General features: G+C 69.7%; 12 protein-coding genes and 1 pseudogene. 4 read left to right on the top strand and 9 right to left on the bottom strand.

Annotation, left to right across the window (positions count from 1 at the left end):
- Positions 1-7: 7 nt before the first annotated feature.
- The 4 genes from OG521_35710 to OG521_35695 all read right to left on the bottom strand — a co-directional run bounded on the left by OG521_35710 (position 8) and on the right by OG521_35695 (position 4,432).
- Positions 8-850 carry an ABC transporter ATP-binding protein gene (locus tag OG521_35710; GenBank protein ID WUW25823.1) on the bottom strand — a complete coding sequence of 281 codons (843 nt, stop codon included), beginning with the start codon at positions 848-850 and terminating at the stop codon, positions 8-10.
- 35 nt (positions 851-885) lie between these two features.
- Positions 886-1,956: an iron ABC transporter permease gene (locus tag OG521_35705; GenBank protein WUW25822.1), complete on the bottom strand. Its 1,071-nt coding sequence runs from the start codon at positions 1,954-1,956 to the stop codon at positions 886-888.
- Positions 1,953-3,011, bottom strand: coding sequence for an iron ABC transporter permease (locus OG521_35700; protein WUW25821.1), 1,059 nt, complete (start codon positions 3,009-3,011; stop codon positions 1,953-1,955). Before OG521_35700 ends, OG521_35705 begins: the two co-directional genes overlap by 4 nt.
- 65 nt (positions 3,012-3,076) lie before the next feature.
- Positions 3,077-4,432, bottom strand: a complete 1,356-nt coding sequence (locus OG521_35695; protein ID WUW25820.1) for a lysine N(6)-hydroxylase/L-ornithine N(5)-oxygenase family protein — start codon at positions 4,430-4,432, stop codon at positions 3,077-3,079.
- 247 nt (positions 4,433-4,679) lie between these two features.
- On the opposite strand from OG521_35695, the gene OG521_35690 reads away from it, so the two are divergent.
- Positions 4,680-5,627, top strand: a complete 948-nt coding sequence (locus OG521_35690; GenBank protein WUW25819.1) for a methionyl-tRNA formyltransferase — start codon at positions 4,680-4,682, stop codon at positions 5,625-5,627.
- Positions 5,628-5,670: 43 nt separating this feature from the next.
- Here OG521_35690 and OG521_35685 read toward each other — a convergent pair.
- Together OG521_35685 and OG521_35680 are read right to left on the bottom strand one after the other, a co-directional pair.
- Positions 5,671-6,608: pseudogene (locus OG521_35685) on the bottom strand (aminoglycoside phosphotransferase family protein).
- A gap of 87 nt (positions 6,609-6,695) precedes the next feature.
- A complete protein-coding gene (locus tag OG521_35680) occupies positions 6,696-8,219 on the bottom strand; it encodes a catalase (protein ID WUW25818.1) in 1,524 nt (507 codons plus the stop codon).
- 208 nt (positions 8,220-8,427) lie between these two features.
- Between OG521_35680 and OG521_35675 the strand changes: the two genes are divergently transcribed.
- The gene (locus OG521_35675; protein ID WUW25817.1) at positions 8,428-8,916 is read left to right on the top strand and encodes a flavin reductase family protein; all 489 of its coding nucleotides are present in this window, start codon (positions 8,428-8,430) and stop codon (positions 8,914-8,916) included.
- A gap of 40 nt (positions 8,917-8,956) precedes the next feature.
- Here OG521_35675 and OG521_35670 read toward each other — a convergent pair whose 3' ends face one another.
- Positions 8,957-9,085, bottom strand: coding sequence for an LPFR motif small protein (locus OG521_35670; GenBank protein WUW25816.1), 129 nt, complete (start codon positions 9,083-9,085; stop codon positions 8,957-8,959).
- Positions 9,086-9,330: 245 nt separating this feature from the next.
- On the opposite strand from OG521_35670, the gene OG521_35665 reads away from it, so the two are divergent.
- Positions 9,331-9,759, top strand: coding sequence for a polyketide cyclase (locus tag OG521_35665; GenBank protein ID WUW25815.1), 429 nt, complete (start codon positions 9,331-9,333; stop codon positions 9,757-9,759).
- 130 nt (positions 9,760-9,889) lie between these two features.
- Here the strand turns inward: OG521_35665 and OG521_35660 are convergent, their stop codons facing one another.
- Both OG521_35660 and OG521_35655 read right to left on the bottom strand, forming a co-directional pair.
- Positions 9,890-10,978 carry a lytic polysaccharide monooxygenase gene (locus OG521_35660; GenBank protein ID WUW25814.1) on the bottom strand — a complete coding sequence of 363 codons (1,089 nt, stop codon included), beginning with the start codon at positions 10,976-10,978 and terminating at the stop codon, positions 9,890-9,892.
- A 673-nt stretch (positions 10,979-11,651) separates the two neighbouring features.
- Entirely contained in the window at positions 11,652-12,674 is a 1,023-nt protein-coding gene (locus OG521_35655) for a LacI family transcriptional regulator (protein ID WUW25813.1), read from the bottom strand.
- A 469-nt stretch (positions 12,675-13,143) separates the two neighbouring features.
- Here OG521_35655 and OG521_35650 point away from each other — a divergent pair, with 469 nt between their 5' ends.
- Complete coding sequence (locus OG521_35650; GenBank protein ID WUW25812.1) at positions 13,144-14,520, top strand: cellulase family glycosylhydrolase; 1,377 nt, start codon at positions 13,144-13,146, stop codon at positions 14,518-14,520.
- Positions 14,521-14,556 lie beyond the last annotated feature (36 nt).

The following is a 14,556-nucleotide window of genomic DNA, read 5'->3' as shown; positions in this document are numbered from 1 at the left end:
TCGAGACCTAGTTGAGTTGTACGTGCGTCCGGCCGATCGGCACGATGAGCGGCCGGTCGCCGACCGGGTCGTCGATCACCATGGCCCGCAGCCCGAACGCCTCGTGCAGCAGATCGGCCGTGATCACGTCGCGCGGGTGCCCCTGCGCCAGGATCGCCCCGTCCCGCATCACGACGAGGTTGTCGCTGTACCGCGTGGCCAGATTGAGGTCGTGCAGCACCATGACGACGGTGCATCCCGACTCGTGCAGGTCATCCACCAGATCGAGCACGTCGATCGCGTGCGCCAGGTCCAGGTAGGTGGTCGGCTCGTCGAGCAGCAGCAGGTCGGTGCCCTGGGCCAGGGTCATCGATATCCACACGCGCTGGCGCTGTCCGCCCGACAGCGAGTCGACGGGGCGGTCGGCCAGTTCGGAAACCCCGGTCATCGCCAGCGCCTTCGCCACGACGTCGGCGTCGTCCGACGACCACTGCCGCAGCCAGCTCTGGTGCGGATGGCGGCCCCGGGCGACCAGGTCGGCCACCGTCAGGCCCTCCGGTGCGACGGGCGCCTGCGGCAACAGGCCGAGCTTCTTCGCCACATCCCTGGTCCGCAGTCCGGCGATGTCCTCGCCGTCCAGCACGACCGCGCCGCCGGCCGGTTTGAGCAGGCGCGTCAGGGTGCGCAACAGGGTCGACTTCCCGCAGCCGTTGGGGCCGATGATGGTGGTGATCACCCCCGTCGGGATCTCGACGTCGAGGCCCTCGATGACGGTGCGGCCGCCGTAGCCGACCGTGACGTCCCTGGCCGCCAGTCGTGCGGCGCCCTTGTCCACCGACGCGACCTCGGTGGTGGTGAAGTGAGCGGCCACGGGCCCCCCTTTGTCCGGGTAGTCCAATTCGAATGTCATGCCGACTGCCTGAGGTTCGCCCGTACCAGCAGGTACACGAGGAACGGGCCGCCGATCGCCGCCGTGACGACGCCGACCGGAAGGCTCTCAGGCAGTGCGGCGCGCGCGATCAGGTCGGAGCCGGTCAGCAGGAGTGCGCCGACCAGCCCCGAGGCCACCATCGGCGGTGTGGGGCACTTCGCCAGACGCATCGCCACCTGTGGCGCGACCAGCGCGACGAACGGTACGGGGCCAGCGGCGCTCACCGCCACCGCGGCGAGCAGGACCGCGCACAGCAGCAGGACGGCCCGCACCCGGGTGTGCCGGACGCCCAGGCCCGCGGCGACCTCGTCGCCGAGGTGCATCGGCTTGAACTGGAACGCGGCGCAGGCCACGACGGCCAGCAGCACGAGCGTGCACCAGACCGCCACCCGGACATCGTCCGACGACCGGTTCTCCAGCGAGCCGACCAGCCACGCCTGGGCCCGGGCCACATCCCTGATGTCGGCCGAGACGAGCAGCCAGGTGGTGATCGCCTCCATCACCGCGCTCACCGAGATGCCGATGAGGATGAGCCGGAAGCCGTCGATCCCGCGCCGCCACGCCAGGAAGTAGACCAGCAGTCCCGTGCCGAGACCGCCGGCGAGTGCGGCGGCGGACAGTCCCATGGAGCTGACGACCGTCGCCGCGGTACCGCCCGAGACCGTCACCGAGAACACCGCGACCGCGCCGGCACCCCCGGTGATCCCCAGGATGTCCGGGCTGGCCAGCGGATTGCGCGCCACTGACTGGGTGATCGCCCCGGAGACACCCAGCGCGATCCCCACGACGAGGCCGGCCAGCGCGCGCGGCATCCGCAGATCCATGATCACGAACTCGTCGACCTGTTCGCCCCGGCCCAGGAGCGTGGCGAACACCCGGGAGAGCCCGATGGGGAAGTCCCCGACCGCGATCGACAGGCAGAACACCAGAAAGGCCGCCGCCGCCAGCACCAGCGTGACCAGCACCATCCACGGCCGCCACACGAACGACACCCGGCCGAGCCGGACGCCCGGAACCGGGGAGGTCTTCGTCTCCGTCACGTTCATGCGCTCCTGAACTTTCCACGCCACACCAGAGCCGCGAAGAACGGCGCACCGACCAGGGCGACGACGACGCCCGCGTCCAACTCGCCCGGCCGCACGACCAGTCGGCCCACGATGTCGCAGACCAGCAGGACGACGGCGCCGAGCAGACCCGCGTACGGCACCAGCCAGCGATAGTCGGGACCGGTCAGATAGCGGGCCACGTGCGCGACCATGAGCCCGAGGAACGCGATGGGGCCGCACGCCGCGGTCGCCGCCCCCGCCAGCAGCGTGATCGCGAGGATGCCGATCGTACGGCTCCGCGCGATGTTCACGCCCAGGCCCCGCGCCACGTCGTCGCCCAGATTGAGCAGGTTGAGCGAGGGCAGCATGGTCAGCGCAAGCACCAGGCCGGCCGCGACGAACGCGGTCATCGGCCAGATGAGATCGAAGCCGACGCCGGCCACGGAGCCCGCGTTCCAGAAGCGCAGCGCGTTCAGCGACTTCTGGTCCGACAGCGCGACCGCTGTCGTCATCGCCGCGAGGAACACCGTGACCCCCTGACCGGCCAGAGCCAGCGTCAGCGGATTGCCGGCGCCCCTGCCGATGCTCGCCAGCCCGAACACCACGACACCGGCGACCGCCGCACCCAGGAAGGCGAACCAGATGTACTGGAGCGGATCGCTGAGCCCGAACACGGCGATCACCGACACCACGGCGAACGAGGCCCCGGCGTTCACACCCAGCAGCCCGGTGTCCGCGATCGGGTTGCGCGTGTACCCCTGGATCAGGGAACCGCCGACCCCGAGGGCGATGCCCGCCACCACGGCGAGCACCGTCCTGGGCACCCGCACGGTCTGCACGATGAGCCTGATCTCGGTGAGGCGCTGGTCGGATTCCGGCGCGGCGAACAGCCCGTGCCAGACCTCGGCGGGACTCAGCGCACGCGCCCCGACCGCCAACGACAGGGCCCCCGCGACCAGGAGGATCAGCAGAAGCACCCCCAGGCCCACAACCCGCCGCCGGCGGGCCTTCGTTGTGCCCCGGGGTATGGGGCGCTCCACTGCAGTCGTGCTCATGTCGACGTACGTTATCCCTTTGATCCGTTCGCTCCGCAGGACGGTCCGAACAGGTGGTGACCGCGCTAGCGGGGTGCGCTGCCGGTTCCGCCGACGACCGGACGGGCCTCGGCGGCAGCGGTCCCGGCGCCCTGGCCGAGGAGCGAGTCCAGGATCTCGCCGACGCGTATCGCGGTGTTGGAGAGCAGGGCCGACGTGATGCCGTGGGTGTGCTCGGTGCCCCCCTGGAGGTAGATGCCGCAGCGCAGTCCGGGCTCCGTCGCGATCCGGTAGTCGCGCTCCACCCGCAGGCGGCCCTGGTCGTCGCGCAGGCAGCTGTCCCCGACCTCGCCCAGCAGGCCGAGCGGGTCGGCGGGGCTGTAACCGGTGGCGAACACCACGACGTCGGCGTCCAGGTAGGTCTCCTCGCCGGTGACGAGGGATCTCACGGTGGCGCGGACGTTGTCCGGTGTCTCCTTGACCTCGTCGAGCCGGGAGACGTTGAGGAAGCGCAGCCGCTCGGTGCCGAGCACCTTCTCCTGGTACATCTGCCGGTACAGGTCGTCGATCAGGTCGATGTCCACCACGGAGTAGTTGGTGTTGCCGTGGTACTCCATCAGCTTGCGCTTGACGCCCTCGGGGGCGTCGAAGTACTCGTCGACCGCGCCGGGATCGAAGATCTTGTTGGCGAAGCTGCTGTCGTCCGCGGGGCTGTAGCCGTAGCGGGAGAAGACCGCGCAGACCTCCGCGTCGGGGAAGCGGCGGTGCAGATAGGCGACGTTCTCGGCCGCGCTCTGCCCGGCACCCACGACGACGAACCGGGAGGGCGAGGTGCCGTCCAGTTCACCGACGCGCATCAGCAGTTCGGAGTTGTGCCAGACCCGGTCGCCGCGCTCGACGCCTTCCGGCACGAGAGGGCGCAGGCCGGTGCCGATGACGAGGTTGCGGGCGCGGTGGACCGTGAGCCCCTCCCCCGACCGGACCGTCACGTCCAGGTACTCCACCGTTCCGTCGTGGACGACGGGTGTGACGGAGACGACTTCGTGGTCGTAGGAGACCAGGTCCGCGACCTGCGCCGCGGCCCACTCGAAGTACTCGTGGAACTCGACCCGGAGCGGGAAGAGGTTCTTGTGGTTGATGAAGTCGATCAACCGCCCCTTGCTCTGCAGATAGCAGAGGAAGCTGTACTCGCTGGACGGGTTCCGGAGCGTCACCAGGTCCTTGAGGAAGGACACCTGCATGGTCGCGTCGTCGATGAGCATGCCCCGGTGCCAGCCGAAGCGCGGTTGCTGCTCGAAGAAGTGAGCGCTGACCGCCTCCTGGGTGCCACTTCGTGCGTTGTGCTCGCTGATCGCGATCGCCATGGCCACATTGGACGGCCCGAAGCCGATACCAATGAGGTCGTGGACCGGTGGTGCGTCGCCAGGACGAACCTGTGACATGTCACTCCCATCGTGCGGGGACGCCGCCTGTCAGGTGTGGGGAACGTGTGAAAGACGGGCACGCCGACAGAGCGTCCCGATGAACTTAGGTGAGCCTAAGCTAATCCTGTGACGCTGTCGATAGGCGGGTTCCGGACATACCTCGCCCCGATGCCGTTCAACTGGGGCAAATCGTGCGCCCGTTGCACGATAAGGTAAGCCTTGCTTTACTGGGCGTCGCTCCATTCCTACGCTGAGGAGGAACCCCATGCGGGTCGTCATGTTCGGTTACCAGACCTGGGGGCACCGCACCCTGCAAGCCCTCCTGGACTCCGAGCACGACGTGGTGCTGGTCGTGACACATCCCAAGAGCGACCACGCGTACGAGAAGATCTGGAGCGACTCGGTCGCCGATCTCGCCGAGGAGCACGACGTCCCGGTTCTGATCCGCAACCGCCCTGACGACGACGAGCTGTTCGAGCGCCTCAAGGAGGCCGACCCGGACATCATCGTGGCGAACAACTGGCGGACCTGGATCCCCCCGCGCATCTTCGCCCTCCCGCGCCGCGGCACGCTGAACATCCACGACTCGCTGCTGCCGAAGTACGCCGGCTTCTCCCCGCTGATCTGGGCGCTGATCAACGGCGAGAGCGAAGTGGGCGTCACGGCGCACATGATGAACGACGAGCTCGACGCCGGTGACATCGTCCGGCAGGAAGCGGTCCCGGTCGGACCGGCGGACACCGCCACCGACCTCTTCCACAAGACCGTCGACCTCATCGCCCCGGTCACCACCGGTGCACTCGACCTCATCGCCTCCGGGCAGACCGAGTTCACCAAGCAGGACCGCACCCGGGCGACCTTCTTCCACAAGCGGTCCGCCGAGGACATCCGCATCGACTGGAACTGGCCGGCCCAGGACCTCGAACGCCTGGTCCGCGCCCAGTCCGAGCCGTACCCCAGCGCCTACGCCTTCCACAAGGGCAAGCGTCTCGAGGTCCTCGCCGCCGTCGTGTCCCAGGGCCGCTACGGCGGGACGCCGGGCCGCATCTTCTACCGCGAGGGCGAGGGCGTGGTGATCGTCGCCGGCGCCGACGCCCGCACCGGCCGCAACCACGGCCTGGCCATCACCCGCGTGCGCACCGAGGACGGCCGGGAACTGGCCGCGACGGAGTACTTCACCTCCATGGGCGGCTACCTGACCAGCCGCGCCTGACGAGCAGGACCGCGGGCCCGGCCGCCCTCCCGGCCGGGTCCGCTCAGCGGGCCGTGGCGACGAGACGCCGCAGCGCGGCCCGGCCCGGCGGACCCCAGCTGGGCTTGCCGCCGGGCCGGCCCCGGACGCCGGCCTCCCCGATGAGGATGCAGCTGAGAGCCGTCCGCACCGCCCAGCCGCGCGCGCGGCGCAGGGCCGCCGCGTCGGCCGCCGGCCGGTAGGCGGCGTGGAATCGGTCGATCGCGCCATCGGGCAGCAGCACCCAGGGAGCGGCGAGGTCGCAGGCGGGATCGCCCGCGCAGAGGTCGCCGAAATCGATCACCCCGCAGATGGTGCCGTCCGCGGTGAGGATGTTCGCCGGATGCAGATCGCCGTGGAGCCACAGCGCCGGCCCCTCCCACTCGGGCGCGGTCACGGCGTCCTCCCAGACCGCGCGCACGACGTCCGGGTCGGGGACCAGCCCCTGCCCGGCCGCCTCGTCGAGCGTCCTGAGGGTTCCCTCGGAGCCGTCGGCCAGCGACCCGCCCCGGCCGAACCGGCCGACCGGCGCCGTGTCCGGGGCCGGCCGGTGAAGCGCCGTCAGGAATCCGGCCAGGGCATCCGCGGCCTCGGCGGCCTTCGTGGCGGGAGCGCGGTCGGCGGGCGCGCCCGGCACCCAGGTGGTGACGATCCAGGGCCGCGGGAAGCGCTCGGACGGCTCACCGAGCCGCTGCGGCACCGGGACCTCCAGCGGAAGGCCGGGACCTCCAGCGGAAGGCCGGGGGCGAGGGCAGGCAGCCAGGTGTGCTCCACCCGCAGCAGCTCGTCGGCGGACTGCGTCGCCCAGGGCAACCGGACCGCGAGATCGTCACCCAGACGCCACAGCTGGTTGTCCCAGCCACGCGCCCCGAGCGTCAGAGGAAGGCCGGCGAGGTCGGGGTGCTGTTCGCGCAGCAGCTCCCGGACCAGCTCCGCGGTGATCTCGGTGTCGGTGTGTGTCATGCGGACCAACCGTAGTCGGCGCGCACATCCGCCGGGTTCCGGAGCCCTGCCCGGAACCCGGCGGATGTGCGCGCCAGGCCCTTGCCGTCAGGCCTTGTCCTGCATGTCCCGTCGTGCGGGGTTGCTCTGCTGCGCGGCCTTGGGGTCCTTCTCGTCCGCCTTCGCGCGGACCCCCTGCTCGATCCGTTCACCGATCGACTTGTCGACGTTGGACCAGTACTCGAAGGCCCGCCGCAGCACGGGCTCCGTCACCCCGTTGAGGAGATGGCCCACCACGTTGTCCACCAGGCGCTCCCGCGCCGCGTCGTCGAGGACCTCACGCACCAGGGTGCCGGCCTGGCCCCAGTCGTCGTCCTCGGAGTGGGAGACGTACGCGGCCCGGGTGATGTCCCCGTCGGCGTACCAGCTGGGCGGAGTGCCGTGGCGAGCGGTGTCGGCCGCGGGGCCGCCCTTGGAGTTCGGCGCGTAGACGGGGTCGGCCGTCTTGCGGTACGCCATCGCCCCGTCCTTCGAGTACGTGTGCACGGGGGCGACCGGCGCGTTCACGGGGAGCTGCTGGTAGTTGGCGCCGATGCGGTAGCGGTGCGCGTCCGCGTACGAGAAGAGCCGGGCCAGCAGCATGCGGTCCGGGCTGGGGCCGATGCCGGGGACCAGGTTGTTCGGCTGGAACGCCGCCTGCTCGATCTCCGCGTGGTTGTCGGTGGGGTTGCGGTCCAGCGTCATCCGGCCGACCTCGGTCAGCGGATAGTCGCTGTGCGGCCACACCTTGGTCAGGTCGAACGGGTTGAACCGGTACGCGGCGGCGTCGTCGTACGGCATGACCTGTACGTGCAGGGTCCAGCTCGGGAAGGCGCCGTCCCGGATGTGCTCGAACAGATCCCGGGTGTGGTAATCCGTGTCCGCCGAGGCCATCTGGTCGCCCTCGTCCTGGGTGAAGTACTCGATCCCCTGGTCGGTCTTGAAGTGGTACTTCACCCAGAAGCGCTCGCCCTGCGCGTTGATCCACATGTAGGTGTGGGAGGTGTAGCCGTTCATGTGGCGCCAGCTGCGCGGAATGCCCCGGTCACCCATCAGCCACGTCACCTGATGGGCCGACTCGGGCGAGAGCGTCCAGAAGTCCCACTGCATGTCGTGATCGCGCAGATTGCTGTCCGCGCGGCGCTTCTGGGACCGGATGAAGTGCTGGAACTTCATCGGATCCTTGATGAAGAAGACGGGGGTGTTGTTCCCCACCATGTCGTAGTTGCCCTCGCTGGTGTAGAACTTCACCGCGAAGCCCCGGGGGTCACGCCAGGTGTCCGGGCTGCCACGCTCACCCGCGACGGTGGAGAAGCGGGCCACGAGATCGGTCGTGGTACCGGGCTGGAACACCGCGGCCTTGGTGAAGGCGCTGACGTCACCGGTCACCTCGAAATGCCCGAAGGCACCGCTGCCCTTGGCGTGCGGCTGGCGCTCCGGGATCCGCTCCCGGTTGAACTGGGCCATCTGCTCGATCAGATAGGCGTCCTGGAGCAGGATCGGGCCCCCGGGTCCGACAGTGAGCGAATGTTCGTCGCTCTCCACCGGAGCTCCGGAATCGGTGGTCGTCGGTTTGCTTGCGTTGTCGGTCATCCGGCTGCCCTCCATCATGTCGCTGTGGGTGCGACGCTGGTCCCGCCGGATCGGCGGAACGACGTCACGACAGTTCGACTAGCCCGGTACGAATGATGTCAAACCTGGATGAACAGCACCTTGCACCGTCAGGGCATGACTCATCGGCGCCACGTGCGGCCGCGAACGAGACCCCAGCGTCCGATCCCCGGGAGAGGAGCCGAGAACCGTGGCCGAACTGAATGCGTTCACCGACGCGCTCGACTGTCCGCTGTATGTCGTGACCGCCGAGGCGGCGGGGGAACGGGCCGGCTGCCTGGTCGGCTTCGGTTCGCAGTGTTCGATCCGGCCGCCGCGGTTCATGGTGTGGCTTTCGAGGGCCAACCGGACGTACCGGGTCGCCGACCGCGCCGACCGGCTCGCGGTCCATGTGCTGGCCCATGACCAGGAGCACCTGGCCCGCCTCTTCGGCGGCGAGACCGGTGATCACACCGACAAGTTCGCTCGCACCGCATGGCACCGCGGCCCGGGCGGGGCGCCCGTCATCGACGGGGCGCCCGCCTGGTTCGTCGGCCGTGTCGAGAGCCGCGTCGAAGGGGGCGACCATGTGGGGTTCCTGCTCGCGCCCGAGGTGGTGCAGCACCCCGCGGGCGACGCTCCGCGTCTGCTGTCCATGTCCGACGGCCGCGGCATCACGCCGGGCCATCCGGTGAACTGACAGAAACCCGGCCGGCCCCGGACGCGCTGCTCCGCCGGCGTCAGCCGTGGCGGTGCGCCGTACTCGAGGCTCCGCCGAAGAGACGGCCGAGCGCGCGGAACGGCAGACTGACCAAGGTGGCGACCGCACTGCCGATTGAACGGAAAACGTCTCCGATTGCCTTGAGCATGCGAATGACCTTCCTTCCGGCTCACCCCCGGACGTCAGTGCCGGGGGTGTGGGTTACGTGATCGAGTGTCCTCGTCGCGTACCCCTGCTCCCCGTCGGGAAACGGGCGCTGCCCGACCGCTGGTCACATGCGCGGACGCGATCGCCGCACACACGGAGGCAGGAGCGGCGATGGCTTCTCTGCCGGCTCCGTGTGCGTGCGAGGGTGTGTCCATGACTATAGAGCGCTTCGAAGTGCGACGTCAGATGACTGCGAGCCCGGAGAGGATCTTCGCCGTGCTGTGCGACCCCGCCGGACACGTGGCGATCGACAGCTCCGGCATGCTGCAGTCGGCCGAGGGCGACCCCGTGCGCGGGAGCGGTGACGAGTTCGTCGTGCACATGGACCGTGAGTCGCTGAACGACTTCCCCCTCGGCAAGTACGACGTCACGGTGATCATCACCCGGTTCGAGCAGGACGCTCTCATCGAGTGGACCATCTCCGGCCAGGTGCAGCCGCCCATTCGCCACCTCTACGGCTACCGGCTGGAGCCGAACGAGGGCGGCACTCTGGTGACCTCGTACTACGACTGGAGCGCCATCGAGGAGCGATACCGGGGCGCGGGCATCTTCCCCGTCATCCCCGAGGCGGGCCTGCGCGCGACCCTCGGCATTCTGGCGCGGAACGTGGAATAACCACCGACGGGGTGCGACGTGAGCCGGCCACGGGGCCCGTACGGCAGCGCTCGGCGAGACCCCGTCGCCGCTCGGCACGGCAGCGCCGACCCCCGCGCGATGCGGGAACCGGCACTGCGCTCAAGAGCGGCTACGGGTTGACGCAGCCGATCGAGCCGACCGGGAAGTCGTTGCCGGTCGATGTCGCGGTGAACCCGAAGGTGACGCTGCCGTCCGGCGGGACGGTCCGGTTGTAGTCGAGGTTCCTGACCGTGACCGTGCCATCGGAGCCCCTGGTCAGCGCACCGTTCCACACACTGCTGACCTCGGCGCCGGCGCCCGGCGTCCATTTCACGGCCCAGCCCTCACGCGCTGCCGTGCCATGGTTCATGACCTCCACCGACCCCTGGAAACCGCCGCTCCAGGAGTTGGTCACGCTGTAGACGGCCATGCACCCGGTGTGCGGGTCGGTCGGCGTGGGGTCCGGAGTCGGCGTCGGGTCCGGAGTCGGCGTGCTGCCCGAACCGCGGATGCCGGTCACCTCGCCGTTGCCGCCGTCGAAGGCGATGTCGGAGCAGGAGAAGAAGTTCTCCTGGCTGTCCGAACGAACCCACTGGATGAACATCACCGCGTCACCCGAGCGGCCGGACGGCAGGTCCAGATCCCAGTAGTAGTGGCCGCCGTCCGTGCCCGGCGAGCCCGACTGCGGCGGGTTGGTGACGGTGTCGATCAGCTCCAGGTCGTCCCAGCCCAGTTCGGTGCTGGGTGAGTAGCCGGGCTTGGACATGTACACCCGGAACGAGCCCGGGTGCGCCGCCCAGTTGCTGTGCTTGACCTGGATCGTGGTCCCGGACGTCAGGTGCGTACGGGGCCAGTCGGCACGAGCGGCGTTGTATCCGGTGAAGTTGTACGGCGACCGGTCACCTGCGCTGCACAGCTTGCCGTCCGGGACGTAGCCCTGCCCTCGCCCGCCGGCGTTGGAGTCGAGTACGGCGAACCAGTTGTACAGCGCGGTGGCGCCGCTCTCGTCGAGCGCGGCCCTGCACGCCGGGTTGGTCGGATCCAGGGAGCCGGTACTGGTCTTGGCGTCCAGCCAGCAGAGGTAGGTGCGCGACCCCGGCGTCATCGCCACGCCGTGCGCCTGCGCGTTGCCCTGGCCCAGAAATGTCAGGGCCAACCCGCCGAGCAGCGTCGCGAGCACCGTCGCCAGGGAGGCCAGTTGCTTCCTGCGTCGAGCCATGGTGTCTCCTGTTCCTGTGGGGGATCTGCTTCCGCTTCCGCTTGCGCTCTTCTCCTTCGGGCGGTGGGCCCGGGCGGGGGCTGCATGGCAGGTGGGGGCGGCCGGGGCGCCGGGTGGCCAGGTGGCCAGGGCAGTCATGGCCCCTGCGGGCGCCGGATCGCGCAACCAGGGAATCCCGGGTGCATACCGACCACCTCGCATGGGAGCGCTCCCATCTTCTGGTCCGTAGGGGACTGTAGGAGCGTGACCGTGTCCCTGACAACCCGTCGGAACGGAATGCGTCGACGGGATTTCAGTAGGGGCAGGTCAAGGACGGTATGAGGATGCGCCGAATTCGCCGCGCGGGCGCGAACGGCCTGGGAGCGCTCCCGTACTCGCGCCGCCGCAGGACTCGGACGCCGGCGCGAACAGGTGCCGCCGGAGAGCGGAGCGAGCGTTGGAGTCGGCGGTGGACGGCGCCCTTCGCGGAAGGCGGGTCGTTGAGCTGTCTCCCGGGGACCTCACGAGGAAGGGCGCGGTGACGCCTGAACCGGATTTCGCGGCATCCCCTCTCCCCCGGAGGGAATCCGGCGGCGCGCGTCACCTGGCGGGGCGGGCCAGCCTCCGGGCTGTCGGACTGCCGCTCGGACGGGCAACCGCCCGAGCGGCGGTCGAAGTGGGCGCGCGAGGGACCTCAGGCCGACTCGCGCACCACCAGCCGCGTCCGGAGGATCGCATGACGCCAGGCCACCTGCGGCTGGCCCATTTCCTCCAGCAGCAGCCGCACCATGGTCCGGCCGATCTCCTCCATCGGCTGACGCACGGTCGTCAGGGACGGTTCCGTCTGCTCGGCCAGCTCGAAGTCGTCGAAGCCGATCACCGCCACGTCCTGGGGCACCCGGCGCCCCGCCGCATGCAGGGCGGCAAGCGCTCCGGCGGCCATGCTGTCCGACGCGGCGAAGACGGCGTCGACCTCCGGGTGCCGCTCGATGAGTCCCGTCATCGCCCGGCGCCCGCTGGCCTCGCTGAAATCTCCCTGTACGACCAGCGACGGCACCTCGTCGAGCCCGGCGTCACCCAGCGCCTCCCGGTAGCCGCGCAGCCTGCACTGGGCGACGTACATCTCGGGCGGGCCCGTGATCGCGGCGATGACCTTCCGCCCGCCGCGCGTCAGATGGCCGACCGCGGCCCGAGCGCCACCGACGTTGTCCGCGTCCACGTAGGTCACCCGCTCCTCCCCCGAGCGCCTGCCCAGCAGCACCGTGGGCACCCCGGCGTCGGCGAGCATGTCCGGCAGCCGGTCCTCGGCCCGCATGGACATCAGCAGCACCCCGTCGACCCGGCCGCCGCGCACGTACTTGACGAGCCGCTGCCGCTCGGCGTCCGTGCGGACCAGTGTGAGCAGGAGCTGCACGTCCACCTCGGCCAGGGCATCCCCGACCGCCCGTACGACCTCCGAGAAGAACGGCTCGCCGAACAGCCGCCAGTCCGCCTTCGTCATCACCAGGGCGACGGCGTCCGCGCGCCGCCCGGCCAGTGAACGCGCGGCCAGATTGGGCACGTAGTCCAGTTCGTCGATGGCGCGCAGCACGGTACGGCGTGTGGACGCCTTGACGCCCGACGCGTTGTTGATCACTCGGGAGACCGTGCCCCGCCCCACACCGGCAAGGGCGGCCACTTCCTCCAGCGTCGGTGTGCCGGAACTTCGCTTCAGCATGTTCCCACCCCCAGGAGTACCCGATCTTACGGCCCGACAGGTCCTGGGCCTGGGCAATCACGAAGAACAGGGCCGCATAGAGGGGCAGTTGGCACCCGCGGTCGCCCGGGAGACCGCACGCGGGTGACTCCTGGTCCGGACGCGGGCGGCGCGGCGGGGGATGCGGCCCCGGGACGCCGGCCCCGACCATGGACGCCGCCGCACCGCACACACGACAACGGTGGCGGATCCTGTCCAACAGCTTGACGGCGGGTCTCACGCGCACCAAATTGGGAGCGCTCCCAAACCGTACGCCCCATCGGACGCACACTGCGGAACACCCGGGCCTGCGGGACGACTTCACGCGTCGAGGCCGGCCCGGCGGGAAGCGAGGCCGCTTCCGTCCACCAGCAAGGTTGGCCATGACCGAACCCTGCCGTTCGGGAGCGCTCCCATCATGTCGTTTCCACTTCGTACGAGGAGGAATGCTGTGAAACGCTTCTTGGCCCTACTGGCGGCCTGCGCGACGATCCTGGGCCTCACGGCCCTGTTCGGCCCCCAGGCGGTGGCTGCCACCGGATGCAAGGTCGACTACACGGTCACCAGCCAGTGGCAGGGCGGCTTCCAGGCCGGCATAAAGATCACCAACCTGGGTGAACCCGTCAGTGGGTGGACGCTCTCGTTCGCCCTGCCGGACACCGGACAGAAGGTCGTGCAGGGCTGGAACGCCACCTGGTCGCAGTCGGGTTCCACGGCCAAGGCCGTCGGCGTCGACTGGAACCGCACGCTGGCCACCGGCGCGGCGGCCGACGTGGGGCTGGTGGGTTCCTTCACGGGCGCCAACCCGAAACCGACGGCGTTCACGCTCAACGGCGTCTCCTGCACGGGCTCCGTCGACGAGACCTCGCCGCCCGACCCGGGCGGCAACGGCACCCCGGTGGACGTCAATGGCCAGGTCCACGTCTGCGGAGTACACCTGTGCAACCAGTACGACCGCCCCGTGCAGTTGCGGGGGATGAGCACGCACGGCATCCAGTGGTTCAGTCAGTGCTACAACAACGCGTCCATGGACGCGTTGGCGAACGACTGGAAGTCGGATCTGCTGCGCGTCGCCATGTACGTGCAGGAGGACGGTTACGAGACCGACCCGGCGGGCTTCACCAACCGCGTGAACGGCCTCGTCGACATGGCCGAGGCCCGCGGCATGTACGCGCTGATCGACTTCCACACCCTGACGCCCGGCGATCCGAACTACAACCTCGACCGTGCGAAGACGTTCTTCGCTTCCGTCGCCGCGCGCAACGCCGACAAGAAGAACGTGATCTACGAGATCGCCAACGAGCCCAACGGTGTGAGCTGGTCGGCCATCAAGAACTACGCCGAACAGGTCATCCCGGTGATCCGGGCCGCCGACCCGGACGCCGTCGTCATCGTCGGCACCCGCGGCTGGTCGTCTCTGGGAGTCTCGGACGGTTCCAACGAGAGCGAGATCGTCAGTAACCCCGTCAACGCAGCCAACATCATGTACGCGTTCCACTTCTACGCCGCAAGCCACAAGGACTCCTACCGCAGCACAGTGAGCCGGGCAGCCTCTCAACTTCCGCTGTTCGTGACCGAGTTCGGCACGGTGAGCGCCACCGGCGGCGGAGCGATGGACCGGGCGAGCACCACGGCCTGGCTGGACCTGCTCGATCAGCTGAAGATCGGCTACGCGAACTGGACCTATTCCGACGCCCCCGAGAGCAGCGCGGCGTTGCAGCCCGGCACCTGCGACGGCAGCGACTACAGCAGCAGCGGCGTACTGACCGAATCGGGGACCCTGCTGAAGAACCGGATCAGCACCCCCGACAACTTCCCCACGAGCTGATCCGGTACGGGGCTCCGGCTGCACCGGAGCCCCGTC

This window comes from Streptomyces sp. NBC_01463 (assembly GCA_036227345.1).
GTDB lineage: Bacteria > Actinomycetota > Actinomycetes > Streptomycetales > Streptomycetaceae > Streptomyces.
The sequence above is the reverse complement of the archived record's forward strand: the minus strand, read 5'-3'. Positions and strand labels throughout refer to the sequence as shown.